Here is a 23,486-nt window from a genome sequence, read left to right on the forward strand (position 1 = left end):
CGCGGCGCTGGCCAGCGCCGACAAGACCCTGAAGTCCTTCGATCTCGCGGCGCGCGACGCCGATGCGCTGATCGCCGGCGACGGCGCCGCGCTGGTGGCCGACGCGCGCGCCGCGCTGGCCGCCGCCGACCCGGCCATCGCCCAGGCCGAGGCCACCGCCCGCGCCATCGAGATCGCCGCCGCCGACCTGACCGCCCAGGCCCAGGCGGTGGGCGCGGCCGCCACGGCGCGGCTGATCCAGGCCCAGGCGACGCTTGACAACGCCGACGCCATGTTCGCCTCGATCGCCACGACCTCGGACAGCATCGACGCGCTGGTGGCGGGCGAGGGCGCGGCGCTGGTCGCCGACGCCGCCGCCGTCGCCGCCGAGGCCAGGCGCGCGCTGGAGGCGATCAACGCCGCGCTCGAAACCGACATGCCCGCCATCGTCGCCGATGTGCGCGCCGCCGCCGCCACGGTCAATCGCGTGGTCGACAAGGTGGGCGGGGACCTCTCCGCGTTCACCGGCGATCTCGACATGCTGGCGGCGGAGACCGAGACCGCGCTGAAGGCCGCGACCGAAAGCTTCGCCAACGCCAACGTGACGCTGGCCGCGATCGCCGACACCATGACGGTCAGCGACAGGGCGCTGAATTCGATCCGCGCGACCATGGGCAACACCGACGAGGCGCTGGCCGCGTTCCGGACCACGCTGAACAACAGCGACGCCACCCTGACCGCGATCCGCGCGACCATGGGCAACGCCGACGGCGCGCTGATCGCCGCCAACCAGGCCATCGACCAGGTCAATGTCATTCTCGAGGAGGACGTGGACGCGATCCTCGCCGATGTGCGCAGCGCCTCGGGGGATCTGGCGGTCTCGATCAAGACCATCGCCGCCGACGTGCCGGTGATCACCGGCGAAGTGCGCGGCATGCTGAAGAAGACCTCCGGGCTGGTCGCCAGCCTCAACAGCGTGGTGGTGGACAACAGGGAACAGATCGACGGGTTCCTGAAGGCCGGTCTGCCGCAATTCCTGCGTTTCATCAGGGAATCGCGCGAACTGATCAACACGTTGCAGCGGCTGTCGGCGAAGATCGAACGCGACCCCGCCCGGTTCCTGCTGGGCGGCCGGACGCAGGAATTCAGGAGATGAGCATGATCACTGTCTCAGGCCTATCGCCGACCCGCGCGGCGTCCCCCCGCGCCGGCCGGTTTCGCCCGGCGGGGCGGCTGGCTGGGCGGCTGACCGCCGGCGCTGCGCTGTCGGCGCTGCTGTCCGCCTGCGCCGGGCTCAACACGCTTTCCGCGGTCACCGAGCCCACCGATCTTTATGATCTGACGCCCAAGAGCACGTTCTCGTCCGATCTGCCGAAAGTGCGCAGCCAGATCGTGGTCGACGTGCCCACCGCAACCAGTTACGTGAACACCAACCGGATTCCGGTGAAGTCCAACGAATTCAAGGTCGAATACTTTCCGGTCGCGCGCTGGGCCGACGGCGCGCCGCAGATGGTGCAGACGCTGCTGATCGAATCGCTGGAAAACACCGGCGCGGTTGAATCGGTGGGGCGCGAGGCCATCGGCCTGACCTCGGACTACACCCTGTTCACCGAACTGCGCGAATTCCAGGCGCTGGCGCCGCCCGAGGGCGAGGGGCCGGTGAGCGTCAACGTCCAGCTCAACCTGAAGATCGTCGCCGAGCCGGAGGGGCTGATCATCGCCTCGGAATCCTTCGAACGCCTGATCCCCTCGCCCTCCAACGACATGATCGACGTGGTGCGCAGCTTTGACGTCGCGCTGGGCAAGACCATGCGCGCCGCGGTGGAGTGGACCGTGCGCACCATCGCCGCGCAGCCCCGCCGCCAGCGCTACTGATCGCGCCGCGCCGGCAGAAGGACCCCGCCATGACCGCAAACGCCTATGATCGCGGGCGGCTGAACCTGCCCTTCACCGGCATCTGCACCTTCGGCAAGTATCCGCATGCGCCGGATTGGGACGCGTTCGACGCCGATGTGGCGATCCTCGGCGCGCCCTTCGACGCCGGCACGCAGTATCGGGCCGGGGCGCGGTTCGGGCCGCGTTCGGTGCGCGAGGCCTCGACCCTGTTCGCCTTCGGCCATGGCGGCGCCTATGACCACGAGGACGGCGTCACCTATCTCGACGGCGCGCGGATCGTGGACATGGGCGATGCGGACATCGTGCACACAGACACCGCGCGATCCCACGCCAACATCGCGTTCGGGGTTCGCAAGGCGCTGGCGGCGGGGGCGATCCCGGTCACCATCGGCGGCGATCATTCCGTCAACATCCCCTGCATCGAGGCGTTCGAAGATCAGCCGCCGGTGCATCTGGTGCAGATCGACGCGCATCTGGATTTCGTCGACGAACGCCACGGGGTGCGCAACGGCCACGGCAACCCCATGCGCCGCGCCGCCGAAAAGCCCTGGGTGGGCGGGCTGACCCAGCTTGGCGTCCGCAACGTGTCCTCCACCGCGCGCGAGGGCTATCTGGCCGCCGAGGCCATGGGCTCGGACATCCTGTCCGTGCGCCAGTTCCGGGCGCTGGGCGTGGCCGGCGCGCTGGCGCGCATCCCGGCCGGGGCGCGCTACTATGTGAGCCTCGACATCGACGGATTCGATCCCTCGATCGCGCCGGGCACCGGCACGCCCAGCCATGGCGGGTTCCTGTATTACGAGGTGCTGGAGCTGCTCGACGGGCTGACCCGGCAGGGCGAGATCGTGGGCATGGATCTGGTCGAGGTGGCGCCCGATTACGACCCCGCCGGGATCACCCCGATCCTCGCCGCGCAGATCCTGATGAACGCCATCGGGCGGATGCTCGGCAATCGGCCGGATCGGCCCTGAACCGGGCGGTCCCGGGGGCGCGGCGGCTTTTCTTTGCCTGGTGGCTCCTGTAGCGTCCCAGCCAGAGAGCAGGGCGATGCGCAAACGGGATTCTTGGGCGGGAAATGCAGGCAGGGCGGGGCGTGAGGATTGGCGGTTCGACGTGGCGCCGGGGCCTGGCGGCCATGGCGCTGGCCATGCTGTCGGCCTGCGCGCAGCCGGGGGCGCCGGGCCCCGGCGCGCGGCAGACTCCGGGCGCGCCGCCAGGCGCCGATGCGCCGGCGCCGGCAGATCGAGCCCCCACTGATCGGTCCCCGTCGGAGGCGGCGGCGATCGGGCCGGCCGAGGCCGCCGCGCCGCCCCGGGACCCGCCATCCGGCAACCCGCCGCGCGCCGAGATGGAGGCGCCCGACATCTTCGAATCCACCGGGTTGACGCTTTGGGACGGGCTGCCGTCGCTGGGCGGGATCTGGGCCGCGCATCCACTGGTCGAGCGCCCGACGCGGGTGCGCATCGTCAATCTTGATTCCGGTCTTCAGACCGAGGGCGCGCTGCTGCGCCGCGACGGCAGGCTGGGCGGCCCGGCGATCCAGATCTCGGCCGACGCCGCGGCGGCGCTGGAGGTCGGCGCCGGCAAGGTTGCGCGGATCCGCATCGTCGCGCTGCGCGATGCGCCGATCCGTCCCGACGCCGCGCCCTCGGCCGCGGCCCGACCGGACGGCAAGACCGCATCCGCCCCCCGGCCGGACAGCAACGCCCCGGCGGCGCCGAAGGATTTCGAGGCGAAGATCGCGCGCGCCATCGACAGCGCCGGCGAGACCGGCGCCGCACCCAAGTCACCGGGCGCGCCGGCCCGCCCGGCGCCTGCCGCCGCGATGTCGCCGGTTTCGGCGACGCCCGCCGCCGCCATGCCCGCCGCCGCCAAACCCGCCGCCGCCAAACCCGCCGCGACGCCGGCCCCCGCCCGGCCCGCCGCCGTCAAACCCGCCGCCGAGGCGCCCGCGCCCACGGCAGTGACCGCCGCCGCGCCCCGGGACGCCGGGCCTCCGGCGAAGGCGGCGTATCTGCAGGTCGCGACCTTCTCGAACCCGGATTACGCCGATCGCGCCGCCCGGGGCTTCGCCGACGCCGGGCTCGCGACCCGCATCCGCCGGGTCTGGGCCGGCGATCGCGCCATGCGCGAATTGCTGCTCGGCCCGTTCGACGACCCCGAGGCCATGTCGGCGGCGCTGGCGCAGGCCCGCGCGGCGGGCTATGCCGACGCTTTCAGCGTGCGGCGGTAGGGGGCGCGCCATGACCAGATGCGTCTCGCCGCCGATGCACGCCACGTTCGCCCGCCAAAGCTCCACAGCGCAGGAACCCGCCATGTCCCGCACGCCGCTCGCCCGCTTCCCCGCCCCGTTCCGCCTTGGGCTCGCGCCGCTGCTGCTCGCGCTCGCGCTGCTGCTGACGCCGGGCGCCGGGTCGGCGCTGGAAACCGCCGCGCGCGCGGCGCTGGTGGTGGATGCGGAGACCGGCGCCCGGCTGCTGGAGAAGAACGCGCAGACGCCGATCCCGCCGGCCTCCATGTCCAAGCTGATGACCCTCAACCTGGTGTTCGAGGCCCTGGCCGACGGGCGGCTCGACCTCGACGACCGGTTCCGGGTGTCAGCCCGCGCCGCCAGGATGGGCGGCTCGAAGATGTTCACCCGCGAGGGCGATTCGATCCGCATCGAAGACCTGATCCGCGGCGTCATCGTGCAGTCGGGCAATGACGCCTGCGTGGTGCTGGCCGAGGGGCTGGCCGGGACCGAGACCGCCTTCGCCCGGCGCATGACCGAGCGCGCCCGCGAACTGGGCATGATGGACAGCGTTTTCGCCAATTCCACCGGCTGGCCCGATCCGCGCGGGGTGATGAGCCCGAATGACCTGGTGTTCATCGCCCGGCGCATCATCACCGAATTTCCGCAATATTACGGCTACTTCGCCGAAACCGAATTCACCTGGGCCAAGATCACCCAGAAAAACCGCAACCCGCTCCTGTATCTGAATATCGGCGCCGACGGGCTGAAGACCGGCCATACGGCGGAGGCGGGCTACGGGCTGGTGGGTTCGGCGACCCGCGGCGACCGGCGGGTGATCCTGATGCTTGGCGGGCTGAGCAGCGTGCAGGAACGTTCGGTCGAGGCCGAGCGGCTGATGGACTGGGCGTTTCGCGAATTCGCCAACGAGACGCTTTACGCCAGCGGCCAGGTGCTGGGCGCCGCCGAGGTCTGGCTTGGCGCAAGCGCCATGGCGCCGCTGACCGTGGCCGAGGATGTGCGCGTGACCCTGCCCTATGCCGCGCGCGGCAAGGTGAAGGCGGAAATCTTCTACGAAGGCCCGGTCGAGGCCCCGATCGCCAAGGGCCAGCGCATCGCCGAATTGCGGGTCAGCGCGCCGGGCATGGCCCCGATGACGATCCCCGTGGTGGCGGCAAAGGCCGTGGACAAGGGCAATTATCTGGTGCGCCTGCAGGCGGCGGCGGGGCTGCTGCTGCGTCAGGCCATCGACGCCGCGACCCAGGCGGCGGGGGACTGACCCCGGTGACGCGCGCGGCGGGGGCGAAGGAGCGGGGGGCGAAGCAGGGGGGCGCGAAGGCGGATGGCGCGGACGAAAGCGCCGCGCCGCCCGGTCTGTTCATCACCTTCGAGGGCGGCGACGGCGCCGGCAAGACCACGCAGCTGCGCCGGGTCGCCGCCGGGCTGCGCGCCGCCGGGCGCGACGTGGTCGAGACCCGCGAACCCGGCGGCGCCCCGGGGGCCGAGGAGATCCGCGCGCTGGTGCTGGAAGGCGATCCCGGACGCTGGTCGCCGGTCACCGAATTGCTGCTGTTCGTCGCCGCGCGCCGCGATCATGTGGAACGCGTGATCCGCCCGGCGCTGGCGCGCGGCGCGGTGGTGCTTTGCGATCGTTTCGCCGATTCCACCCGGGTCTATCAGGGGGTCGCTCGCGGCGCCGGGGCGGCGCTGGCCGACGATCTGCACGATCTGGTGATCGGACTGACCCCGGACCTGACCCTGATTTTCGACATATCGCCCCAAACAGGGCTGTCGCGCGGGCTGGCGCGGGACATCGCCGAGGAACGCTTCGAGAAATTCGGCGTCTCGCTGCAGCGGACCGTGCGCGCCGAGTTCCGAAAACTTGCGGCGGCGCATCCCGATCGCTGCCGCATGATCGACGCCGAGGGCGACGCGGATCAAGTCGCCGGGCGCGTCGCGACGGCGCTGGCGCCGCTGCTGGGCGCCCGCCCGTGACCCGCCGCGCGCAAATCGTCGACCCCGCGGCCGCGCCCCCCGAAGCCGACCGCGTCGAGGGCGCGCCGCATCCGCGCGAAACCGCGGCGCTCTACGGTCAGCAGGCGGCGGAGGCCGCGTTTCTCGACGCCTGGCGGGCCGGGCGGCTGCCCCATGCCTGGCTGCTCGCCGGCCCGCGCGGCGTCGGCAAGGCGACGCTGGCCTGGCGCATCGCCCGGACGATGATCGCGCGCCCGCCCGAAACCGGCGATGGCGGGCTGTTTGGCGCGCCCGACGCGGCGCCGATCCCCGACAGCCTGCAGATGGATCCCGACGATCCGGTGTTTCGCCGCGTCGCCGCGCTGGGCGAGGGCCGCATCCGCCTGCTGCGCCGATCCTGGGACGACAAGAAAAAGCGCCTGATGACGGTGATCAACGCCGAGGAGTCCCGGGCGTTGAAACACCTGTTCCAGCAGACCGCCGCCGATGGCGGCTGGCGCGTCGCCATCGTCGATTGCGTGGATGAAATGAACCCGCAGGCGGTGAATTCGCTGCTGAAGCTGATCGAGGAGCCGCCCGCCAATTCGCTGTTCCTGCTGATCAGCCACGCGCCCGGCGGGCTGCTGCCCACGGTGCGCTCGCGCTGCCGCGACCTGAAGCTGAAACCGCTGAACGAGGCGGACCTGCTTGGCGCCGTCGCCATGGACCCGGGCGACCCGCAGGCCAGGGCGCTGGCGCTGCTGGCCGAGGGGTCGGCGGGCGAGGCGCTGCGGCTGGCGGCGATCGACGGCCCGCAGATCTACGCGACGCTGGTCAAGCTGCTGGCCAGCGCGCCGGGCATGGACGGGGCGGCGCTGCAGGCGCTGGCGAGCGGCGCGTCGGGGCGGGAGGGCGCGGCGCGCCTCGACGCCGCCATCCGGCTCGCCAGCCTGCTGTTGGCGCGGCTGGCGCGGGCGGCGGCGCGGGGGATCGCCCCGCCGGAGGCCGCCCCCGGCGAGGCGGCGCTGTGCGCGCGGTTCGCCGCCGCCCCGGCGCAGGCGCGGATCTGGGCCGATGCGGCGCAGGCTTTCGCCGACCGGGCGGCGCGGGCGCGCGCGGTCAATCTTGACCCGGGCCAGATCATCCTTGATACCTTCCTCGCGCTCGACGCCGCCGCGGCACGCGCCCTGGCCGCGTCTCCGGCGTAACCTCCCGCCCCGCTTCGGAGCCGCCTTCATGCCGCCGACCCTTGTTGACAGCCATTGCCATCTGGACTTTCCCGATTTCGACGGGGAGCTGGCGCAGGTGCTGGACCGCGCCCGCGCCGCAGGGGTGACGCGGATGGTGACCATCTGCACGCGGCTCGACGGCGAAGCGCGGGCGCGCGCCATCGCCGAGGCCCACGCCCCGGTGTTCTACGCCTGCGGCACGCATCCCATGAACGTCGCCAGGACCGAGATGATCGCCGTCGCGGATCTCGTCGCCGTCGCCCGCCATCCCAAGATGGTCGGCATCGGCGAAACCGGGCTCGACTATCACTACAGCGCCGACAGCAAGGCGGCGCAGCAGCAGAGCCTGCGCATCCATTGCGAGGTCGCGCGCCAGACCGACCTGCCGCTGATCATCCACGCCCGCGACGCCGATGACGACATGATCCGCATCCTGGCCGAGGAACGCGCCGCCGGGGCCTTTGGCTGCGTGCTGCACTGCTTTTCCTCGGGCCGGGCGCTGGCCGAGGCGGCGCTGGAACTGGGGTTTTATCTGTCCATGTCGGGGATCGCGACCTTCAGGCGCTCCGACGAGATCCGCGCCATCTTCGCCGACGCGCCGCTTGAGCGGGTGCTGGTGGAGACCGATGCGCCCTATCTGGCGCCGCCGCCCCATCGCGGCAAGCGCAACGAGCCCGCCTTCACGGCGCTGACCGCGGCCGTGGGGGCGAAGGTCTTCGGGATCTCGCCCGCGGATTTCGCCGCCGCGACCACCGCCAATTTCGACCGGTTGTTCGCGAAGGCGGCCGCGTGGCCCGGGGCCGGCGCCGACCGGGGCGTCGCATGACGCTGCGCTTCACCATTCTGGGGTGCGGGTCCTCGGGCGGCGTGCCGCGGCTTGGCGGCCATTGGGGCGCCTGCGACCCTGAAAACCCGAAAAACACCCGCCGGCGCTGCTCGATGCTGGTCGAACGCCTCGGCCCCGACGGGGTCACCCGGGTGTTGATCGACACCACCCCGGACCTGCGCCAGCAATTGCTGGATGCGGGGGTCGGGCTGCTCGACGCGGTGCTCTACACCCATGAGCACGCGGACCATGTGCACGGGCTCGACGATTTGCGCATGATCGTCTTCAACCGCCGCGCACGCCTGCCGGTCTGGGCCAATCCCGAAACCCAGAATTCACTGATCAACCGCTTCGGCTACGCCTTCGTGCAGCCGCCGGGTTCGCCCTATCAGCCGATCCTCGATCTGCGCACCATCGACGGGCCGGTGGTGATCGAGGGCAAGGGCGGCGCGATCGAATTCCGCCCCTTCGAGGTCAATCACGGGGCGATCGACGCGCTGGGCTTTCGCATCGGCCCGCTGGCCTACCTGCCGGACGTGCTGGCGATGACCGACCCCGCCTGGGCCGAAATCGAGGGCGCGCACACCTGGATCCTCGACGCCCTGCGCTACAAGCCGCATCCGACCCATGTGCATCTGGAACGGTCGCTGGACTGGATCGCCCGCGCCGGCGTGCGCCGCGGGGTGCTCACCAACATGCATATCGACCTCGATTTCGACACGGTGGCGGCCGAGACCCCCGACAATGTCGACCCCGCCCATGACGGCATGGTGCTGGAGTTTCCGGGTTTTGCCGGCCTCGGGGACTGAGCGCGCGTGTTGGAGATCCTGATCACCGTCATGCCGGTTTTCGTGGTGGTCGGGGCCGGATACGGCGCCGCCAAGGCCGGCTACATGACCGCCGTCGCCATCGACGGGCTGCTCGGCTACGCGGCGAAATTCGCGGTGCCCTGCCTGCTGTTCGCGGCGCTCTACCGCATGGATCTGGGCGCCAGCTTCGACCCGCGCCTGCTGTTCAGCTTCTACGCGGGCAGCGTGTTCAGCTTCGTCGCCGCCATCGTCATCGCCCGCACGGCGTTCAAGCGCCGCCCGGGCGAATCCATCGCCATCGGCTTCGGGGCGCTGTTCTCCAATTCGCTGATGCTGGGCCTGCCGATCACCGAACGCGCCTACGGCGTCGATGCGCTGGCGGGGAACTACGCCATCATCGCCATCCACGCGCCGTTCAGCTACCTGCTGGGCATCGTCGCCATGGAGGCCTCGCGCGCCGACGGGCGCGGGCTGGCGGGGACCCTGCGCGCCACCTCCACGGCGATGTTTCGCAACACGCTGTCCATTGGGCTGGCGCTGGGCTTCATCGCCAATGCATCCGGGCTGGCCATGCCCGAACCGCTGATGGCCGGGGTCGACATGCTGGCGCGCAGCGGGCTGCCGGTGATGCTGTTCGCGCTGGGCGGGGTGTTGTCGCGCTACGCCATACGCAGCGGGCTGGGCGAGGTGGGCATGGTCGCGACCCTGTCGCTGATGGTGCATCCGGCGATCGCCTTCGCGCTCAGCGCCTGGTATTTCGATCTGTCGGAGGCGTCGGTGCGCTCGATCGTGGTCACCGCGTCCATGGCGCCCGGGATCAACGCCTATCTGTTCGCCGCCATGTATCAGCGCGCCGTGGGGGTGACGGCCTCGATCGTGCTGCTCGCCACCGGGCTGTCGGTGGTCACGGTGACATTCTGGCTGCTGGTTCTGGAGGCCGCGGGCTACTGACCCGCCCCCGGCAACAAAACCTTAACACAAGCCTCGCTATCCTTCGCCGGACGTTTGGGTGACGTCGGAGGAAGCGGGGACGCCATGGGCGGGGAACTGGGTGCGCGGATGCGGACGGCATGGGCGGTGTTCATCCGTTCGATGACCGAGCGCCCCAGCGTCGCCGACGTGCAGTGGGTCATGGCGATGACCCCGTTCGGCGCCGCCGTCAGCGCAATCAACGTCATCGCCTTCATGGCCATCGCCCTGCGCAGCGAGCCTGTCGCGCCGCTGCTGCTCTGGGCCGGGGGATCGCTGGCGCTGTTCGCGGGGCTGAGCATGCGCACCCGGCGCGCGGCGGCGCGCGGCGTAACCCGGGTCTCGCGCCGCGCCGGGCCGCGCATGGCGCTGTTCGCGCTGGCCTTCGCCCTGCCATGGGTCATCCTGGTCGCCACCCATGTGGGACAGGGCCCGCTGCCCTTGCAGATGGCCGTGGGGCTGCTGTCGGCCGGCATGACCGCCGGGGGCGCCTTTCTGCTGCACCGGGCGATGATCTCGGCGGTGGTCTACGTCGCCGCGATCCTGCTGGCGCTGAGCGCCACCGCACTGTTGCGCGACGCGGCGGACATGTGGTCGCTGGCGCTGCTCTCGGCGCCCTACAGCCTGTGTCTCTACCTGATGGCGCTGAACGCCGCGCGCACCTCGCGCCAGATGGAGATCTCGGTCGAGGAGCTGTCAGGCAACCTGCGCGCGCTCAACGCCGCCAATGACGAAATCCGCCTGCTCGCCTACACCGACGCGGTGACCGGGCTGCCCAACCGCAAGGCGTTTCACGACCATCTCGGCGCGCTGACAGACCGGGCCGGGCGCAGCGGCGCGCGCATCGCCGTGCTGCTGATGGATCTGGACCGTTTCAAGAACGTCAATGACAGCTACGGCCACCCGGCGGGCGACCGGCTGCTGTCCGTGGTCGGCGCGCGCATCGCCGAATGCCTGCGCGGCGAAGACATGGTGGCGCGCCTCGGCGGCGATGAATTCGCGGTGGTGATCGAACGCCTGGACGATGCGGAGACGGCCTCCGTGGGCCAACGCATCATCGATCGCCTCGCCGCGCCGGTGCGCTTGGGCGAGGCGGTGATCCACACGGGCGCCAGCATCGGCATGGCGCAGTTTCCCGACGACGCGCGCAGCAGCGAAGGCCTGCTGCTGCGCGCCGACATCGCGCTCAACCGCGCCAAGGACGCCGGGCGCGGGCTGCTCATGGCCTATCGCCCGGCCATGGAGGACGCGATTTCGGAGGACAACCGCGTGGAGGCGGCGCTGCGCGGCGCCATTCTCCAGCAGGAATTGCAGATCCACTACCAGCCCAAATGCTGCATCCGCACCGGGCGGCTGATGGGGGCCGAGGCGCTGCTGCGCTGGCGCCACGCGGATATGGGCTGGATCGGCCCCGACAAGATGCTCGAGGTCGCCGAAGGCCGGGGGCTGCTGACCCGGATCACCGATTTCGTCTTCGCCCAGGTGACGCGCGACATATTGATCTGGCGGCTGCGGGGCCTCAGCACCGGGCCGGTGGCGGTGAACATCCATCCCGTGGATCTGAAGAACCCGCAATTCCTGCTCGGGCTGCTGCGCCGCACGCTCGACGCCGGCGTCGGCAACGAGGACATGGTGATCGAGATCACCGAGGGCTGCGTGGTCGGGCGCGGCTCGGACGCCGCCTCGCTGACGCTGGACGCCATCAACGACATGGGATTCGAGATGTCGCTTGATGATTTCGGCACCGGGCACGCCTCGCTGTCGCACCTGAAGCGGCTGCCGGTGCGCGAATTGAAGATCGACCGGGAATTCGTCACCGGGCTCTGCGTCAACCGCAGCGACCGGGCCATCGTCTCGGCGGCGCTGGAGATCGCCCGCTGCATGGACATCCGGTGCGTCGCCGAGGGCGTGCAGGACGCTGGACAGGTGGCGGCCCTGCAGGAACTGGGCGCCGAACTGGGGCAGGGCTACTACTGGTCGCGCCCGCTCACCGCCGACGATTTCGCCGAATTCGCCGCAGCGGACGCCGCGCTTGGCGCGCATGGCTGCGGCGGTCGGCCGCGGACCGCCATCGCCGCCGCCGGGCGCGCGCCGCACGCGACTTGAACGCCCGGCGCCGGCCGATCGCGACCTGAAAGCGCGGCGCATGAACCCGTATGCGCGGGGGCTGATCGCCAGCGCGCCGGCGGGTCGGCCGCGCCCGGCGGTCAGGCGCATTTGCGGCATTTGGCGGCATGGGGCACGATCTCCAGCCGCTCGGGCGAGATCTCCTCGCCGCATGCCACGCAACAGCCGAATTCGCCTGCCTCGATCCGGTCCAGCGCCGCCTTGATCATGCGGATCTCCGCCAGCCCCGAGGCGCCGAGGCTTTCCAGCACCTCGTCGCCCTCGCGTTCGGTGGCGAAATCCTCGAAATCCTTCGGCGGCGCCGCGTCGAGATCGTGCTCGATGTCGTCGAGCCGGGCCTCCAGTTCATGCAGGCGGGCGGTCAGGCGGGCTTTCCAGGGGGCGGGGTCGATCATGGGCGTGTCTCCTTTTCATGAAGGGATGGGGCGTCGTCAGGCGGCGCTGCGGAACCGCGACCGCTGCACCAGCGCGATGGTGGCGAGCGGCAGCGCCAGACCCAGCGCCGCCACCAGGATCAGCAGCGGACCAAGCTGGGAATAATCGGCGGCGGCGGCGACGGCGCCGGCGGGGTCGCGCAATTCGCGCGACACCACGAAGATTTCGTTCAGCCGCCGCGTGGCGAGGGAACTCGCCGACAACGCCAGATTGGTGAAGGAGGCCATGACCGCGAAGAAGGTCGCCTTCAGATGCGCCGGCGCGTTGCGCGCGATCCAGGCCAGCATCGGGATCATGGCGATCTGGCCCAGCGGCGATTCCATGGCGGTGTCCAGCAGCGCGATGAAACGCGCGTCCACCACGCCGCCGGTCATCGCCGAGGTCCAGTGATGCAGCCCGTAGACCAGGCCGATATTGGGCAGCGCCAGCAGCGCCCCGGCGATGCTGAGCGCCGTCACGATCCAGGCGATGGAGCGGCGCGCCATCATCGGGCGCAGCGCGATCATGCCGACCAGCGCCAGCGAGGCCGAGATCAGCGACAGCACCGACAGGAATTGCGGATCGAAGCCCAGCACGTCGATCTCGAACCAGGTGGCGCCGGGGCCGGGCAGGGGCGCGGCGCGGAACACGAAGATGATGATCGCCGTGCCCACCAGCGCGCGCGCCTGCGCCGGCGCCAGCGCGCGCAGCAGCCGCGCCATGATCAGCAGCACGATGGCCATGGAGCCGGCAAAGACGATTTCCTGCGCGAAAGGCGGGTCGCTCAGCCCGACCGCGAGGATGAACGCGGCGAAGCCGAGTCCGCCGCCGAAGATCCGCCAGTCGGGCCGCGTGGCCTCGGCGGGCGCGGGGGCGCGGGCCTTCATGCGCCGAGTCATGACCCAGCCCAGCGCCACGCCGCTCACCGAAAGCGCCGGGATCGCCAGCGCGATCAGGTAGATCTGCGCATAGATCGCGGTTTTCTCGGCCGCGCTCATGGTCTCGACGCCCTGAAAGGCCAGGATGTTGACCAGCGCCACCGCCGCCAGACCCGAGATCACCGCAAAGCGGCCCAGGGTCTGCATGGTGGTGTGCATGGCCTTCTGCTCGGGTTCGGGCAGCGGCGCGCCGGCGGCGTCGAGCGCCGGCACCGCCTCGACGGTCATGGCGTCGGCGACGGTGTCCTGCAGCACGTAGCCCACCGGCGCCAGCAGCGCCGCGAGCACGTACCAGGCCGCGGCCGGGGCCAGCGCGGCCATGGCGGCGTTGCGCGTCACCAGCCCGTGCATGATCATCAGGCTCGCGGCGATCAGCCCCGCGCCCAGCAGCACCAGAAACCCCTTCCAGCGCCAGATCACGTCAACCAGATGCCCCAGCGGCATCTTCAGCGCCCAGGGCAGCCCGGCCCAGAAGGCGATCTCGGCGAGAAAGGCGGCGGAGAGGTCAAGCTGCTCCTTGACGAAGAACGCGCCGACCACCGCCGTCAGACCCGACACCCCGGCGGCGAAATACACCATGAGCGGCGGCAGGAACGACCAGCGCATGCGCTGCGCCAGCCCGACAGTCACGGCGTAGAGCCAGCCCCGTGGGGGCGTCGGGGCGGGCGTCGGGGCGAGGCGCGCGTCGCTGCCGTGCTTGCCGTCGGTGTCGGCCATGGGGTCCTTCGCTGCGGTCAGGGCGCGCGCCCGGCGGGGTCGGCGGGCGCGGGCGGGGTTCCGCAATAGTGGACCTCGCCGCCGGTCGCGCGTTGATGCGGATCAAGTCGCCGCCCGGCCCGGGGCGCCGGCGGCCAATGGCGGATCGGGATCCGCCCTACACAAAATGCAAGGCGGCGATGAAATTTAAGGCGCGGCTTTCGACGCGCCGTAGGGCGGATCCCGATCCGCCATTGGCCTCGGTCTCAGGCGCTGGCGTCGGGATTGCCGGCCGCGCGTTCCGCCGCCGGGCGGATGTCGTTGCCAAGCAGCCGGTGGCCGCGTTCGCGCATCAGCTGGAACACCACGTAAAGCGCCGGGATCAGCGCCACGCCCACCACCGTCGCCGCTGTCATGCCGCCCGCCACCGCGGTGCCCACCGCGCGGCGGCTGAGCATGCCGGCGCCCTCGGCGAAGACCAGCGGCAGCAATCCGGCGACAAAGGACAGCGCCGTCATCATCACCGCCCGAAAGCGCATCCGCGCCGCCTCGATGGCGGCGGCGACCACGGCGAGGCCGGCTTCGCGGCGCTCCTTGGCGAATTCGACGATCAGGATGCCGTTCTTGGCCGCAAGCGCCACCAGCAGCACCAGCCCGATCTGCGCGTAGAGATCGTTCGACAGCCCCGCCGCCAGCACCGCGCCCATGGCCCCGGCCACCGCCACACCGATCGACAGCAGCACCGGCAGCGGGATGGTCCAGCTTTCGTAAAGCCCCACCAGAAACAGGTAGGCGAAGACGATGGCCAGCGCCAGGATCGCGCTGGTCTGCCCCGCGGCCTCGATTTCCTGCAAGGCCGTGCCGGTCCATTCGAAGGCGTAGCCCAAAGGCAGGGTCGCGTCGGACAGCTCCTGCATCGCGGACAGCGCCACGCCCGATGCGACGCCGTCCGCCGGGCCGCCGTTCAGGGTCACCGAGCGGAAATTGTTGTAGCGCACAACCGATTGCGGCCCGAGGGTCTGGCGCACCGTCGCCAGGGATCGCATGGGCGTCATTTCGCCGTCGGCGTTGCGCACATGGATGGCGCCGATGTCGTCGATGGCGTCGCGGTCGCCTTCGACCGCCTGCAGATTGACCTTCCAGCTGCGCCCGAACAGGTTGAAGTCATTGACGTAGATCTGGCCCAGCGTGCCCTGCAGCGTGGCGAACACGTCGCTGACCGCCACGCCGAGCGTCTGCGCCTTTTCGCGGTCGAGTTCGAGATAGAGCTGCGGCGTGCTCGCCGAATAGGCGGTGAACAGCGGCGCCAGCCGCGGGTCCTCGTTGGCGGCGATCATCAGCCCGCGCGCGGTGGAGGCGATCTCCGCCGGCGGGCGGCCCTGCAGGTCCAGCAACTGGTATTCGAATCCCGATCCCGTGCCGAGGCCGGAGATCGGCGGCGGCATGAAGGCGAAGACCTGGGCCTCGCGAATGCCGAGGAACTGCGCCGAGCCGCGCGCCGCGATCGCGGTCGCGGCGTTGTCGCGCCCCGGGCGGTCGGAGAAATCCGCCAGCGAGGCGATCAGGAAGGCGCTGTTGGATTTATACCCGGCGTCCAGCATCGAATAGCCGGCCACCGCGATCACGTCCTCGACCCCGTCGAGCCCGCGCAGGATGCCGTCGACCTTCTTCAGCACCTCGGTGGTGCGGTTGACCGAGGCGCCGTCGGGCAGGGCGACCTCGACGAAGAACGCGCCCTGATCCTCGTTGGGCAGGAACCCGGAGGGCGTGACCTTGAACAGCCAGCCCGCCGCGGCGTAGGCGACCAGCAGCAGCGCCACGCCGAGGATCGCGCGCCGCGCCAGCGCCGAGGAAATGACCACGAACCCGTCGCGGGTCCGGTCGATGCCGCGCGCCACCCAGCCCAGCGGGCCGCGGGGCGGGCCCTTGCGCCGCTTCAGCAGCATGGCCGCCAGCGCCGGGCTCAGGGTCAGCGCGTTGATCGCCGAGATCAGCACCGCCACCGACACCGCCACGGCGAATTGCTGGAACAGCAACCCGGTGATGCCGGGAATGAAGCCCACCGGCACGAACACCGACAGCAGCACCAGCGTGGTGGCGATGATCGGGCCGGAAATTTCGCGCATGGCCAGGCGCGCGGCGTCGGGCGAGGAAATCTCCGGGTCGTCCTCCAGCACCTGCTCCACGCGTTCGACCACGATGATGGCGTCATCCACCACCACGCCGATGGCCAGCACCAGCGCCAGCAGCGACACGGTGTTGAGCGACATGTCCATGGCCAGCATCACCGCCAGCGTGCCCACCAGCGCCACCGGCACCGCGATCACCGGGATGATGGTGGCCCGCCACGAGGCGAGGAACAGGAACACCACCAGCGACACCAGCGCGAAGGCCTCGATCAGGGTGGTCACCACCTCCTCGATGCTGGCCTCGACGAATTTGGTGGTGTCATAGACGATCTTCTGGCTCATGCCCTCGGGAAATTCCCCGGCCAGCCGGGCCATGATCGTCTTCACCTGATCGCCGGCGGCGAGCGCGTTGGCGCCGGGCGCCTGATAGATGCCGATCATCGCCACGGGGGACGCGTTCAGGTAGCTCGCCGCGTCGTAGCTTGCGGCGCCCAGCGTCACATCGGCCACGTCGCGCACCCGCACGAATGCGCCGTCGGGCAGGGCGCGCAGCACCACGTTTTCGAATTCCTTGACGCTGGCGAGGCGCCCCTGCGTCACGATGTTGAACTGCAGCAGCGGGTCGTCGGTCATCGGCTGCGCGCCCACGCGCCCGATCGCCGCCTGGATGTTCTGGTCGCGCAGCGCCGTCACCACGTCCCCGGGGGTGAACCCGAGGCTGGTCAGCTGGTCCACCTTCAGATTGACGCGCATGGAGAAATCGCTGGGCGCGAACATCGAGGCGTCGCCCACCCCCGGCACCCGTTTCAGCGAATCGATGATGTTGATGGCCACGTAGTTGGACAGGAACAGCGCGTCATGCTCCGGATCGTCGGAATAGACCCCGATCACCTGCAGCAGCCCCGAGGATTGCTTGCGGGTGGACACGCCGGCGCGCTTCACCTCTTCGGGCAGGCCGGGTTCGGCCAGCGCCACCCGGTTCTGCACGTTCACCGTGGCGATGTCGGGATCGGTGCCCACCTTGAACGAGATGTTGAGCGTGTAGCCCCCCGAGGCCGAGCTGGTGGATTTCATGTAGATCATGTCGTCCACGCCCACCACGCGGGATTCGATCGGCTGGGCGACGGTGGCCTCGACCACCTCGGCGTCGGCGCCCGGATAGGTGGCGGACACGGTGACCATGGGCGGCACGATGTCGGGATACTGCGCCACCGGCAGCGCCCCCATGGCGATCAGCCCGGCCAGCGACATGACGATGGAAATGACGATGGCCAGCCGGGGGCGGGCGATGAACAGCTGCGAGATCATGCGCTCAGTTCCCCTGCGCGAGAGGATCCGCGATCGGCGCCGCGTCCACCTCCACGCCGGCGCGCACCTTGTTCACGCCCTCGACGATGACCATCTCGCCGGCTTTCAGGCCGTCGGCGATCACCGCCTTGCCCTCGAGCTGGTAGCTCACCGTCACCGCGCGGCGCTCGACTTTGCTTTCGTCGTTGACCAGCAGCACGAAGCTGCCCGCCACGTCGCGCTGAATCGCCTGCTGGGGCACGGTCAGCGCGGTTTCCTTTTCCTTCGAGGACAGCACCGCCACCACCAGCTGCCCGTCCACCAGCGCGCCGCCGGGATTGGCGATGCTGGCGCGCAACAGGATGGTGTCGGTGCCCTGGGACACCTGCACGTCGACGAAATCAAGCTTCGCCTCCTCGGGATAGGTTTCCCCGTCCGACAGCCGGATGCGCACCCGCGGCGTAGTGTCGAGATCGCCCCGTTCGGCGCGGTCGCGCCGGTAGTCCAGCAGCAGCGATTCCGAGACCGGGAACACCACCTCCATCGGGTCGACCGAGGTCAGGGTCGCCAGCGCGCCGCTTTCGGGGCCGACGAATTCGCCCACGTCGTAGCTGCTGAGCCCGATGACGCCGTCGAAGGGCGCGGTGATCCTGGTGTAGCTCAGGTCAAGCTCGGCGCGTTGCAGCGCGCCCTGCAGGCGCAGGATCTCGCCCTCGGCGCTGCCGACCTCGGCGATGGCCCTGTCGAGCTTCTGCTGGGTGCCGGTCTCACGCTCCACCAGCGTCTGCTGGCGCGCGCGCTCCAGTTTCGCGAGGTCGCGCTGGGCCTCGGCGGCGAGGATGGCGCCCCTGATCTCGGTGACCGCGGCCTCGTAGGCGCCGGATTCGATGGTGAACAGCGGATCGCCCTGCTTCACCATGCGCCCCTCCACGAAGTGGCGGTCTTCAAGAAAGCCGATGACGCGGGCGCGGATGTCGATCTTGCTGACCGCCCGCACCCGCCCGGTGAAGGTGATGTTGGGGTCGACCTCGGTGTTGGCGGCGGGCGCGACGGACACCGCCGGCAGCGGCGCGCCGGCGGATTGGGCGCGCGCCCCCGGCAGCGCCGGGGCCAGCAGCGCGGCGCCGAACACGACGATGCGCCCGGCGGCGCGAAGGACGGTCAAAGCCTTGCGCGCGGCGTCTGGGCTGGGGCATGGGCGGAGAATGCGCATGAAGCAATCCTTGTTCGTTGCGTCGGCCGTTCCGGCGACGGATCGTCTCTTGCGGCGCGATGACGCGATACGGGCGAGGTAACTGGCGGATTTCCTGGCGGAGACTAGCAGCAATCAACCGTGCGCAACAATGTCATTGCGCAGATTTCGCCTGCCGATTGCGCGATCAGGCCGTGCCCGCGATCGCGGAGGCGGCGCGATGCCGCTTGCGTTCTCGCGCCGGCGGGTCACATTGCGGCATGTCGTTGCGGAGCCGCCCATGCTGACCGTCCGGTCTCTCGTCAAAAGCTATCCCGGTCCGCAGCGCCCGCTGCAGGTGCTGCGCGGCGTGTCGCTGGATCTGGCGGCGGGCGAGGCGGTGGCGCTGACCGGCGAATCCGGTTCGGGCAAGAGCACCCTGCTGCATCTGATCGCCGGGCTCGACGACGCCGATTCCGGCGAGATCCGCATCGACGGCGCGGCGCTGACCGGGCTGGGCGATGCGGATCGCGCCCGGCTGCGGCGGGAACGCCTCGGGCTGGTTTTCCAGCAGTTCAACCTGATCCCGAGCCTGCGCGTCGCCGACAACCTGTCCTTTCAGGCCCGGCTGGCGGGGCGGCGCGATCCCGGCTGGCTGGCGGAGCTGACGGCGCGGCTGGGGCTTGACGACCTGCTGGCGCGCTATCCCGAACAGCTGTCCGGCGGCCAGCAGCAGCGCGTGGCGATCGGCCGGGCGCTGGCCCCGCGCCCGGCGCTGCTGCTGGCGGACGAACCCACCGGCAATCTCGACGAAAAGACCTCGGATTCGGTGCTGGCGCTGATGCGCGATCTGGTGGCGCGCAGCGGCTGCGCGCTGCTGATGGTCACCCATAGCGAGAGGCTGGCCGCGATGCTGGACCGGCGCCTGCATCTGACGGACGGGGCGCTGGCATGACCGCTTTCGGCTGGACGCTGATCGCGCTGCTGAGCCATTGGCGCCGCCGGCCCATGCAGCTTGCGGCGCTGCTGGTGGGGCTGGCCGCGGCGACGGCGCTGTGGTCCGGGGTGCAGGCGCTGAACGCGCAGGCGCGGGCGAGCTACGATGACGCCGCCTCGGCGTTGGGCGGCGGCGCGGTGTTGGAATCGCGCGGCGGCGGCGCGGTGGCGCAGGCGGATTTCGTGGCGCTGCGGCTGGCGGGCTGGCCGGTCTCGCCGGTGCTGGAGGGGCGGGTGACGATCGCCGGGCGGCCGCTGCGGGTGCTGGGGGTCGAACCGCTGTCCCTGCCCCGCGCCGCCGCCGCGCAGGCCTATGGGCGCGACGATGGCGCGGGCGATGCGCGCGCCGCGCTGGCGGCGTTCCTGATCCCGCCGGGCCGCAGTTGGGTCGCCCCGGAGACCCTGGCGGCGCTGGGCTTGTCCGCGGGGGCTGCGCCCGAAGCCCGGGCGCAGCCGCCCGGGGCCGGCGCCGCCAATGGCGGATCGGGATCCGCCCTACGCATGATCCCGCCGCTTGACGCCCGACCGGGGATGCGGCCCGGGCTTCTGGTGATGGATATCGGCGCCGCGCAGCGGGTGCTGGCGTCGCCCGGCGTCCTGTCCCGGCTGCTGGTGGACCCGCAGGGCTGGTCGCGGGATCTGGCGCGACTCGCCGTGATCGCCCCGGGGCTGACATCGCGCCAGGCGCCGGGAAGCGGCGATCTGGCGCGGCTCGCCGAAAGCTTTCACATGAATCTCAGCGCCTTTGGCCTGCTGTCCTTTCTGGTGGGGTTGTTCATCGTGCATGCGGCGATCGGGCTGGCTTTCGAACAGCGCCTGCCCATGCTGCGCACCCTGCGCGCCTGCGGGGTCGCGGCGCGGACGCTGACGCTGGCGTTGCTGGCCGAATTGCTGACGCTGGCGCTGATCGCCGGGCTGGCGGGCACGCTGGGGGGCTATTTCATCGCCGCGGCGTTGCTGGACGACGTGGCCGCCAGCCTGCACGGGCTTTATGGCGCGACGATCGACGGCGCGCTGACCCTGCGCGCCGCATGGTGGCTGGCGGGGATGGGGATCAGCGTCGCCGGGGCGCTGCTGGCGGCGCTGGGCGGGTTGGCGCGGGTCTGGCGCATGGCGCCGCTGGAGGCCGCCGCGCCGCGCGCCTGGCGGCGCGCGCAGGAAACCCTGCTGCGCCGTCAGGGGCTGGGGGCGCTGGCGGCGCTCGTCGCCGGCGGGCTGGCGCCGCTGGCGTTCGACGGGCTGCTGGCGGGGTTCGCGCTGATGGCGGGGCTGATGCTGGGCGCGGCGCTGGCGCTGCCGCTGGCGCTGGACCGGTGCCTGCGCTGGGGGGCGCGGCGGCGCGGCTCGGCGCTGACGCAATGGGCCTGGGCGGATTCGCGCCAGCAGCTGCCGGGCCTGTCGCTGGCGCTGATGGCGCTTTTGATGGCGCTGGCCGCCAATGTCGGCGTGGGGACCATGGTCGAGGGGTTTCGGGTCACCTTCGTCGACTGGCTCGAGGACCGCCTCGCCCCTGAAATCTACCTGCGCGTCGCCGACCCCGGACAGGCGGCGGCGCTTGAGGCGTGGCTCGCGACCCGCGCAGAGGTGCGCGCGGTGCTGCCGGCCCCCCGCGCCGAGACCCGCATCGGCGGCTTGCCGGTGGAGCTTTACGGGTTCGCCGATCATCCCACCTATCGCGACCGCTGGCCGCTGCTGAGCGCGCGCGCGGGGGTCTGGGACGACCTGGCGCGGGGCGAGGCGGCGGTGATTTCCGAACAGCTCGCCCGCCGGCTGGATCTCGATCTGGGCGACATGCTGGCGCTGCCGGCGCCGGGCGGCGCGTGGCCGGTGCGCGTCGGCGGGATCTTCGCGGATTACGGCAATCCGAAGGGGCAGGTGCGCGTCGCCGCCGGGGCGCTGCTTGATCACTGGCCGGACGCGGATCGCACGCGCTACGGGCTGCGGCTGGCGCCCGAGGCGGTTCCGGCGCTGATGGCGGCGCTCGACGCGGCGCTGTCCCCGGCGCGGATGCTGGATCAGGCGGGGCTGAAGGCGCAGAGCCGGCGGATTTTCGAAAAGACCTTCGCGGTGACCGGCGCGCTCAACGCCCTGACGCTGGGGGTGGCGGCGATCGCCCTGTTCGCGAGCCTCACCACGCTGGCGGCTTCGCGCCTGCCGCAACTGGCGCCGCTCTGGGCGATCGGGCTGGGGCGGCGGCGATTGGCGGCGCTGGAACTGGCCAAGACGCTGGGGCTGGCGCTGGCGACGGTGGCGCTGGCGATCCCGCTGGGGATCGCGGTGGCCTGGGTGCTGGTGGCGGTGGTGAATGTGGAGGCCTTCGGCTGGCGCCTGCCGCTGCGCCTGTTCCCGCTGCAATGGCTGGAACTGGGCGCCTTGGCGCTGGGCGCGGCGCTGGTCGCGGCGGGGGCGCCAATGTGGCGGCTGTCGCGAATGCCGCCGGCGGAATTGGCGAAGGCCTTCGCCAATGAGCGCTGACTTGACGCGGCGCGGCGATGACGCCGCCGCCCTCGCGGCTGCGCCGCATCGGGGCGCATGGCGGCGACCGGGGGTCTTGCTTGTGGAGGGATGCGATGATGACGGGCGGCGCCGGTCTTGCGCCACGGCGGGCGCAACTGGCTGATTCGGACGAACGGGCGAGAGCGCCCTCGCGGCTGCGCCGCATCGGGGGGAGGCGTTTGTCGGCGATCTCGCGCGCGCTGGTCCGCCGGGCGGCGGCGGGCGCGATTGCGCTGTGCCTGACGGCGGCGCCGCTGGCGCAGGTCGCTTGGGCGCAGGGATTCGCCGGGCTTGGCGGCGAGGCCGCCGGGTTCGACAAGGCGCGGCGCGACCATCGCCTTGAGTTTCCCCGCGATCATGGCGCGCATCCGGGGTTTCGCATCGAATGGTGGTATGTGACCGCCAATCTCACCGGCCCCGACGGCGCGGCCTATGGCGTGCAGTGGACGCTGTTTCGCCAGGCGCTGGCCCCCGGCGCGCCGCGCGAAGGCTGGGCGAGCGGACAGATCTGGATGGGCAACGCCGCGGTGACGTCGGCGCGCCGCCACGTCTTTGCCGAGAAATTCGCCCGCGGCGGCGTCGGCATAGCCGGCGTCGCCGCCGCGCCTTTCACGGCATGGATCGACGACTGGCGGCTGGAGAGCGTCGGGGCGGGGTTCTCGCCGCTGCGGATGCGGGCCTCGGGGCCGGAATTCGGCTTTGATCTGTCGCTCGCCACGGACCGGGCGATGGTGCTGCAGGGGGACGCGGGCTACTCGGTCAAATCGGATCGGGGGCAGGCGAGCCATTATGTCTCGCAGCCGTTCTTCTCGGTGCGCGGGGCGCTGCGGCTTGACGGGACGGAGATCGCGGTCACCGGGCGGGCCTGGATGGACCGGGAATGGTCGAGCCAGCCGCTGGCCGCCGATCAGACCGGCTGGGATTGGTTCGCGCTGCATCTGGACGGCGCGGCCGATGGCGAGAAGCTGATGCTGTTCCGGCTGCGCGACGGCGATGGCGCGGGGTTCGTTTCCGGAACCTGGATCGACGCCGACGGGCGCGCAACGCCGCTGACGCGCGACGAGATCGAGATCGCGCCGGTCGCCAGCGGCGAGGTCGCCGGGCGCGAATTGCCGTTGCGATGGCGCGTCGCGGTCCCGTCGCGCGGGTTCGACGTGGCGGTCGCGCCGCTCAACGCCGAGGCCTGGCTTGCCACCCGGTTTCCGTATTGGGAGGGGCCGATCCGCTTTTCAGGCAGCCGCGAGGGCGTCGGCTATCTGGAAATGACCGGTTACTGAACGCCGGGACCGGCGTTGATCCCGCAAGCCGGGCGGATGCCCCTCCCCCCTTTAGGGCCCGCCCAAG

Annotated in this window: 17 protein-coding genes and 1 pseudogene; 14 read left to right on the forward strand and 4 right to left on the reverse strand. The window is 71.2% G+C overall.

Annotated features, from left to right (window positions below; genetic code table 11):
* The 11 genes and pseudogenes from AC1HC7_RS17480 to AC1HC7_RS17530 form a co-directional block, all read left to right on the forward strand.
* Positions 1-1,135, forward strand: a pseudogene (locus AC1HC7_RS17480) (hypothetical protein); the annotation flags it as partial.
* A 2-nt stretch (positions 1,136-1,137) separates the two neighbouring features.
* A complete protein-coding gene (locus AC1HC7_RS17485) occupies positions 1,138-1,854 on the forward strand; it encodes an ABC-type transport auxiliary lipoprotein family protein (protein ID WP_479496881.1) in 717 nt (238 codons plus the stop codon).
* Between the two features lie 29 nt (positions 1,855-1,883).
* Complete coding sequence (speB, locus tag AC1HC7_RS17490) at positions 1,884-2,843, forward strand: agmatinase (protein ID WP_479496882.1); 960 nt, start codon at positions 1,884-1,886, stop codon at positions 2,841-2,843.
* Between the two features lie 377 nt (positions 2,844-3,220).
* Positions 3,221-4,105: an SPOR domain-containing protein gene (locus AC1HC7_RS17495; RefSeq protein ID WP_479499270.1), complete on the forward strand. Its 885-nt coding sequence runs from the start codon at positions 3,221-3,223 to the stop codon at positions 4,103-4,105.
* A gap of 10 nt (positions 4,106-4,115) precedes the next feature.
* A complete protein-coding gene (locus tag AC1HC7_RS17500) occupies positions 4,116-5,381 on the forward strand; it encodes a D-alanyl-D-alanine carboxypeptidase family protein (protein WP_479499271.1) in 1,266 nt (421 codons plus the stop codon).
* 95 nt (positions 5,382-5,476) lie between these two features.
* Positions 5,477-6,097, forward strand: coding sequence for a dTMP kinase (gene tmk, locus AC1HC7_RS17505; protein WP_479496896.1), 621 nt, complete (start codon positions 5,477-5,479; stop codon positions 6,095-6,097).
* Positions 6,094-7,263 carry a DNA polymerase III subunit delta' gene (locus AC1HC7_RS17510; RefSeq protein WP_479496885.1) on the forward strand — a complete coding sequence of 390 codons (1,170 nt, stop codon included), beginning with the start codon at positions 6,094-6,096 and terminating at the stop codon, positions 7,261-7,263. The genes tmk and AC1HC7_RS17510 overlap by 4 nt, the downstream gene beginning before the upstream one ends.
* Positions 7,264-7,291: 28 nt before the next feature.
* On the forward strand, positions 7,292-8,110 hold the full coding sequence (locus AC1HC7_RS17515) for a TatD family hydrolase (RefSeq protein WP_479496886.1): 819 nt from the start codon (positions 7,292-7,294) through the stop codon (positions 8,108-8,110).
* Complete coding sequence (locus AC1HC7_RS17520) at positions 8,107-8,919, forward strand: MBL fold metallo-hydrolase (protein WP_479496887.1); 813 nt, start codon at positions 8,107-8,109, stop codon at positions 8,917-8,919. Before AC1HC7_RS17515 ends, AC1HC7_RS17520 begins: the two co-directional genes overlap by 4 nt.
* A gap of 6 nt (positions 8,920-8,925) precedes the next feature.
* Positions 8,926-9,870 carry an AEC family transporter gene (locus AC1HC7_RS17525; protein WP_479496888.1) on the forward strand — a complete coding sequence of 315 codons (945 nt, stop codon included), beginning with the start codon at positions 8,926-8,928 and terminating at the stop codon, positions 9,868-9,870.
* 108 nt (positions 9,871-9,978) lie between these two features.
* Complete coding sequence (locus AC1HC7_RS17530; protein WP_479496889.1) at positions 9,979-11,994, forward strand: putative bifunctional diguanylate cyclase/phosphodiesterase; 2,016 nt, start codon at positions 9,979-9,981, stop codon at positions 11,992-11,994.
* 101 nt (positions 11,995-12,095) lie between these two features.
* Here AC1HC7_RS17530 and AC1HC7_RS17535 read toward each other — a convergent pair whose 3' ends face one another.
* The 4 genes from AC1HC7_RS17535 to AC1HC7_RS17550 form a co-directional block, all read right to left on the reverse strand.
* Positions 12,096-12,410, reverse strand: coding sequence for a TraR/DksA family transcriptional regulator (locus AC1HC7_RS17535; protein ID WP_479496890.1), 315 nt, complete (start codon positions 12,408-12,410; stop codon positions 12,096-12,098).
* A gap of 36 nt (positions 12,411-12,446) precedes the next feature.
* Positions 12,447-13,973 (reverse strand): MFS transporter, encoded by a 1,527-nt coding sequence (locus AC1HC7_RS17540; RefSeq protein ID WP_479496897.1) that lies wholly within the window; start codon positions 13,971-13,973, stop codon positions 12,447-12,449.
* A gap of 356 nt (positions 13,974-14,329) precedes the next feature.
* Entirely contained in the window at positions 14,330-17,500 is a 3,171-nt protein-coding gene (locus AC1HC7_RS17545; RefSeq protein WP_479496891.1) for an efflux RND transporter permease subunit, read from the reverse strand.
* 4 nt (positions 17,501-17,504) lie between these two features.
* Entirely contained in the window at positions 17,505-18,692 is a 1,188-nt protein-coding gene (locus AC1HC7_RS17550) for an efflux RND transporter periplasmic adaptor subunit (protein ID WP_479496892.1), read from the reverse strand.
* A 259-nt stretch (positions 18,693-18,951) separates the two neighbouring features.
* Here AC1HC7_RS17550 and AC1HC7_RS17555 point away from each other — a divergent pair, with 259 nt between their 5' ends.
* The 3 genes from AC1HC7_RS17555 (at position 18,952) to AC1HC7_RS17565 (ending at position 23,419) form a co-directional block, all read left to right on the forward strand.
* The gene (locus tag AC1HC7_RS17555; RefSeq protein WP_479496893.1) at positions 18,952-19,605 is read left to right on the forward strand and encodes an ABC transporter ATP-binding protein; all 654 of its coding nucleotides are present in this window, start codon (positions 18,952-18,954) and stop codon (positions 19,603-19,605) included.
* A complete protein-coding gene (locus tag AC1HC7_RS17560) occupies positions 19,602-22,121 on the forward strand; it encodes an ABC transporter permease (protein ID WP_479499272.1) in 2,520 nt (839 codons plus the stop codon). The genes AC1HC7_RS17555 and AC1HC7_RS17560 overlap by 4 nt, the downstream gene beginning before the upstream one ends.
* A 200-nt stretch (positions 22,122-22,321) precedes the next feature.
* Positions 22,322-23,419, forward strand: coding sequence for a lipocalin-like domain-containing protein (locus AC1HC7_RS17565; protein ID WP_479496895.1), 1,098 nt, complete (start codon positions 22,322-22,324; stop codon positions 23,417-23,419).
* Positions 23,420-23,486 lie beyond the last annotated feature (67 nt).

This window comes from Oceanicella sp., assembly GCF_056449545.1.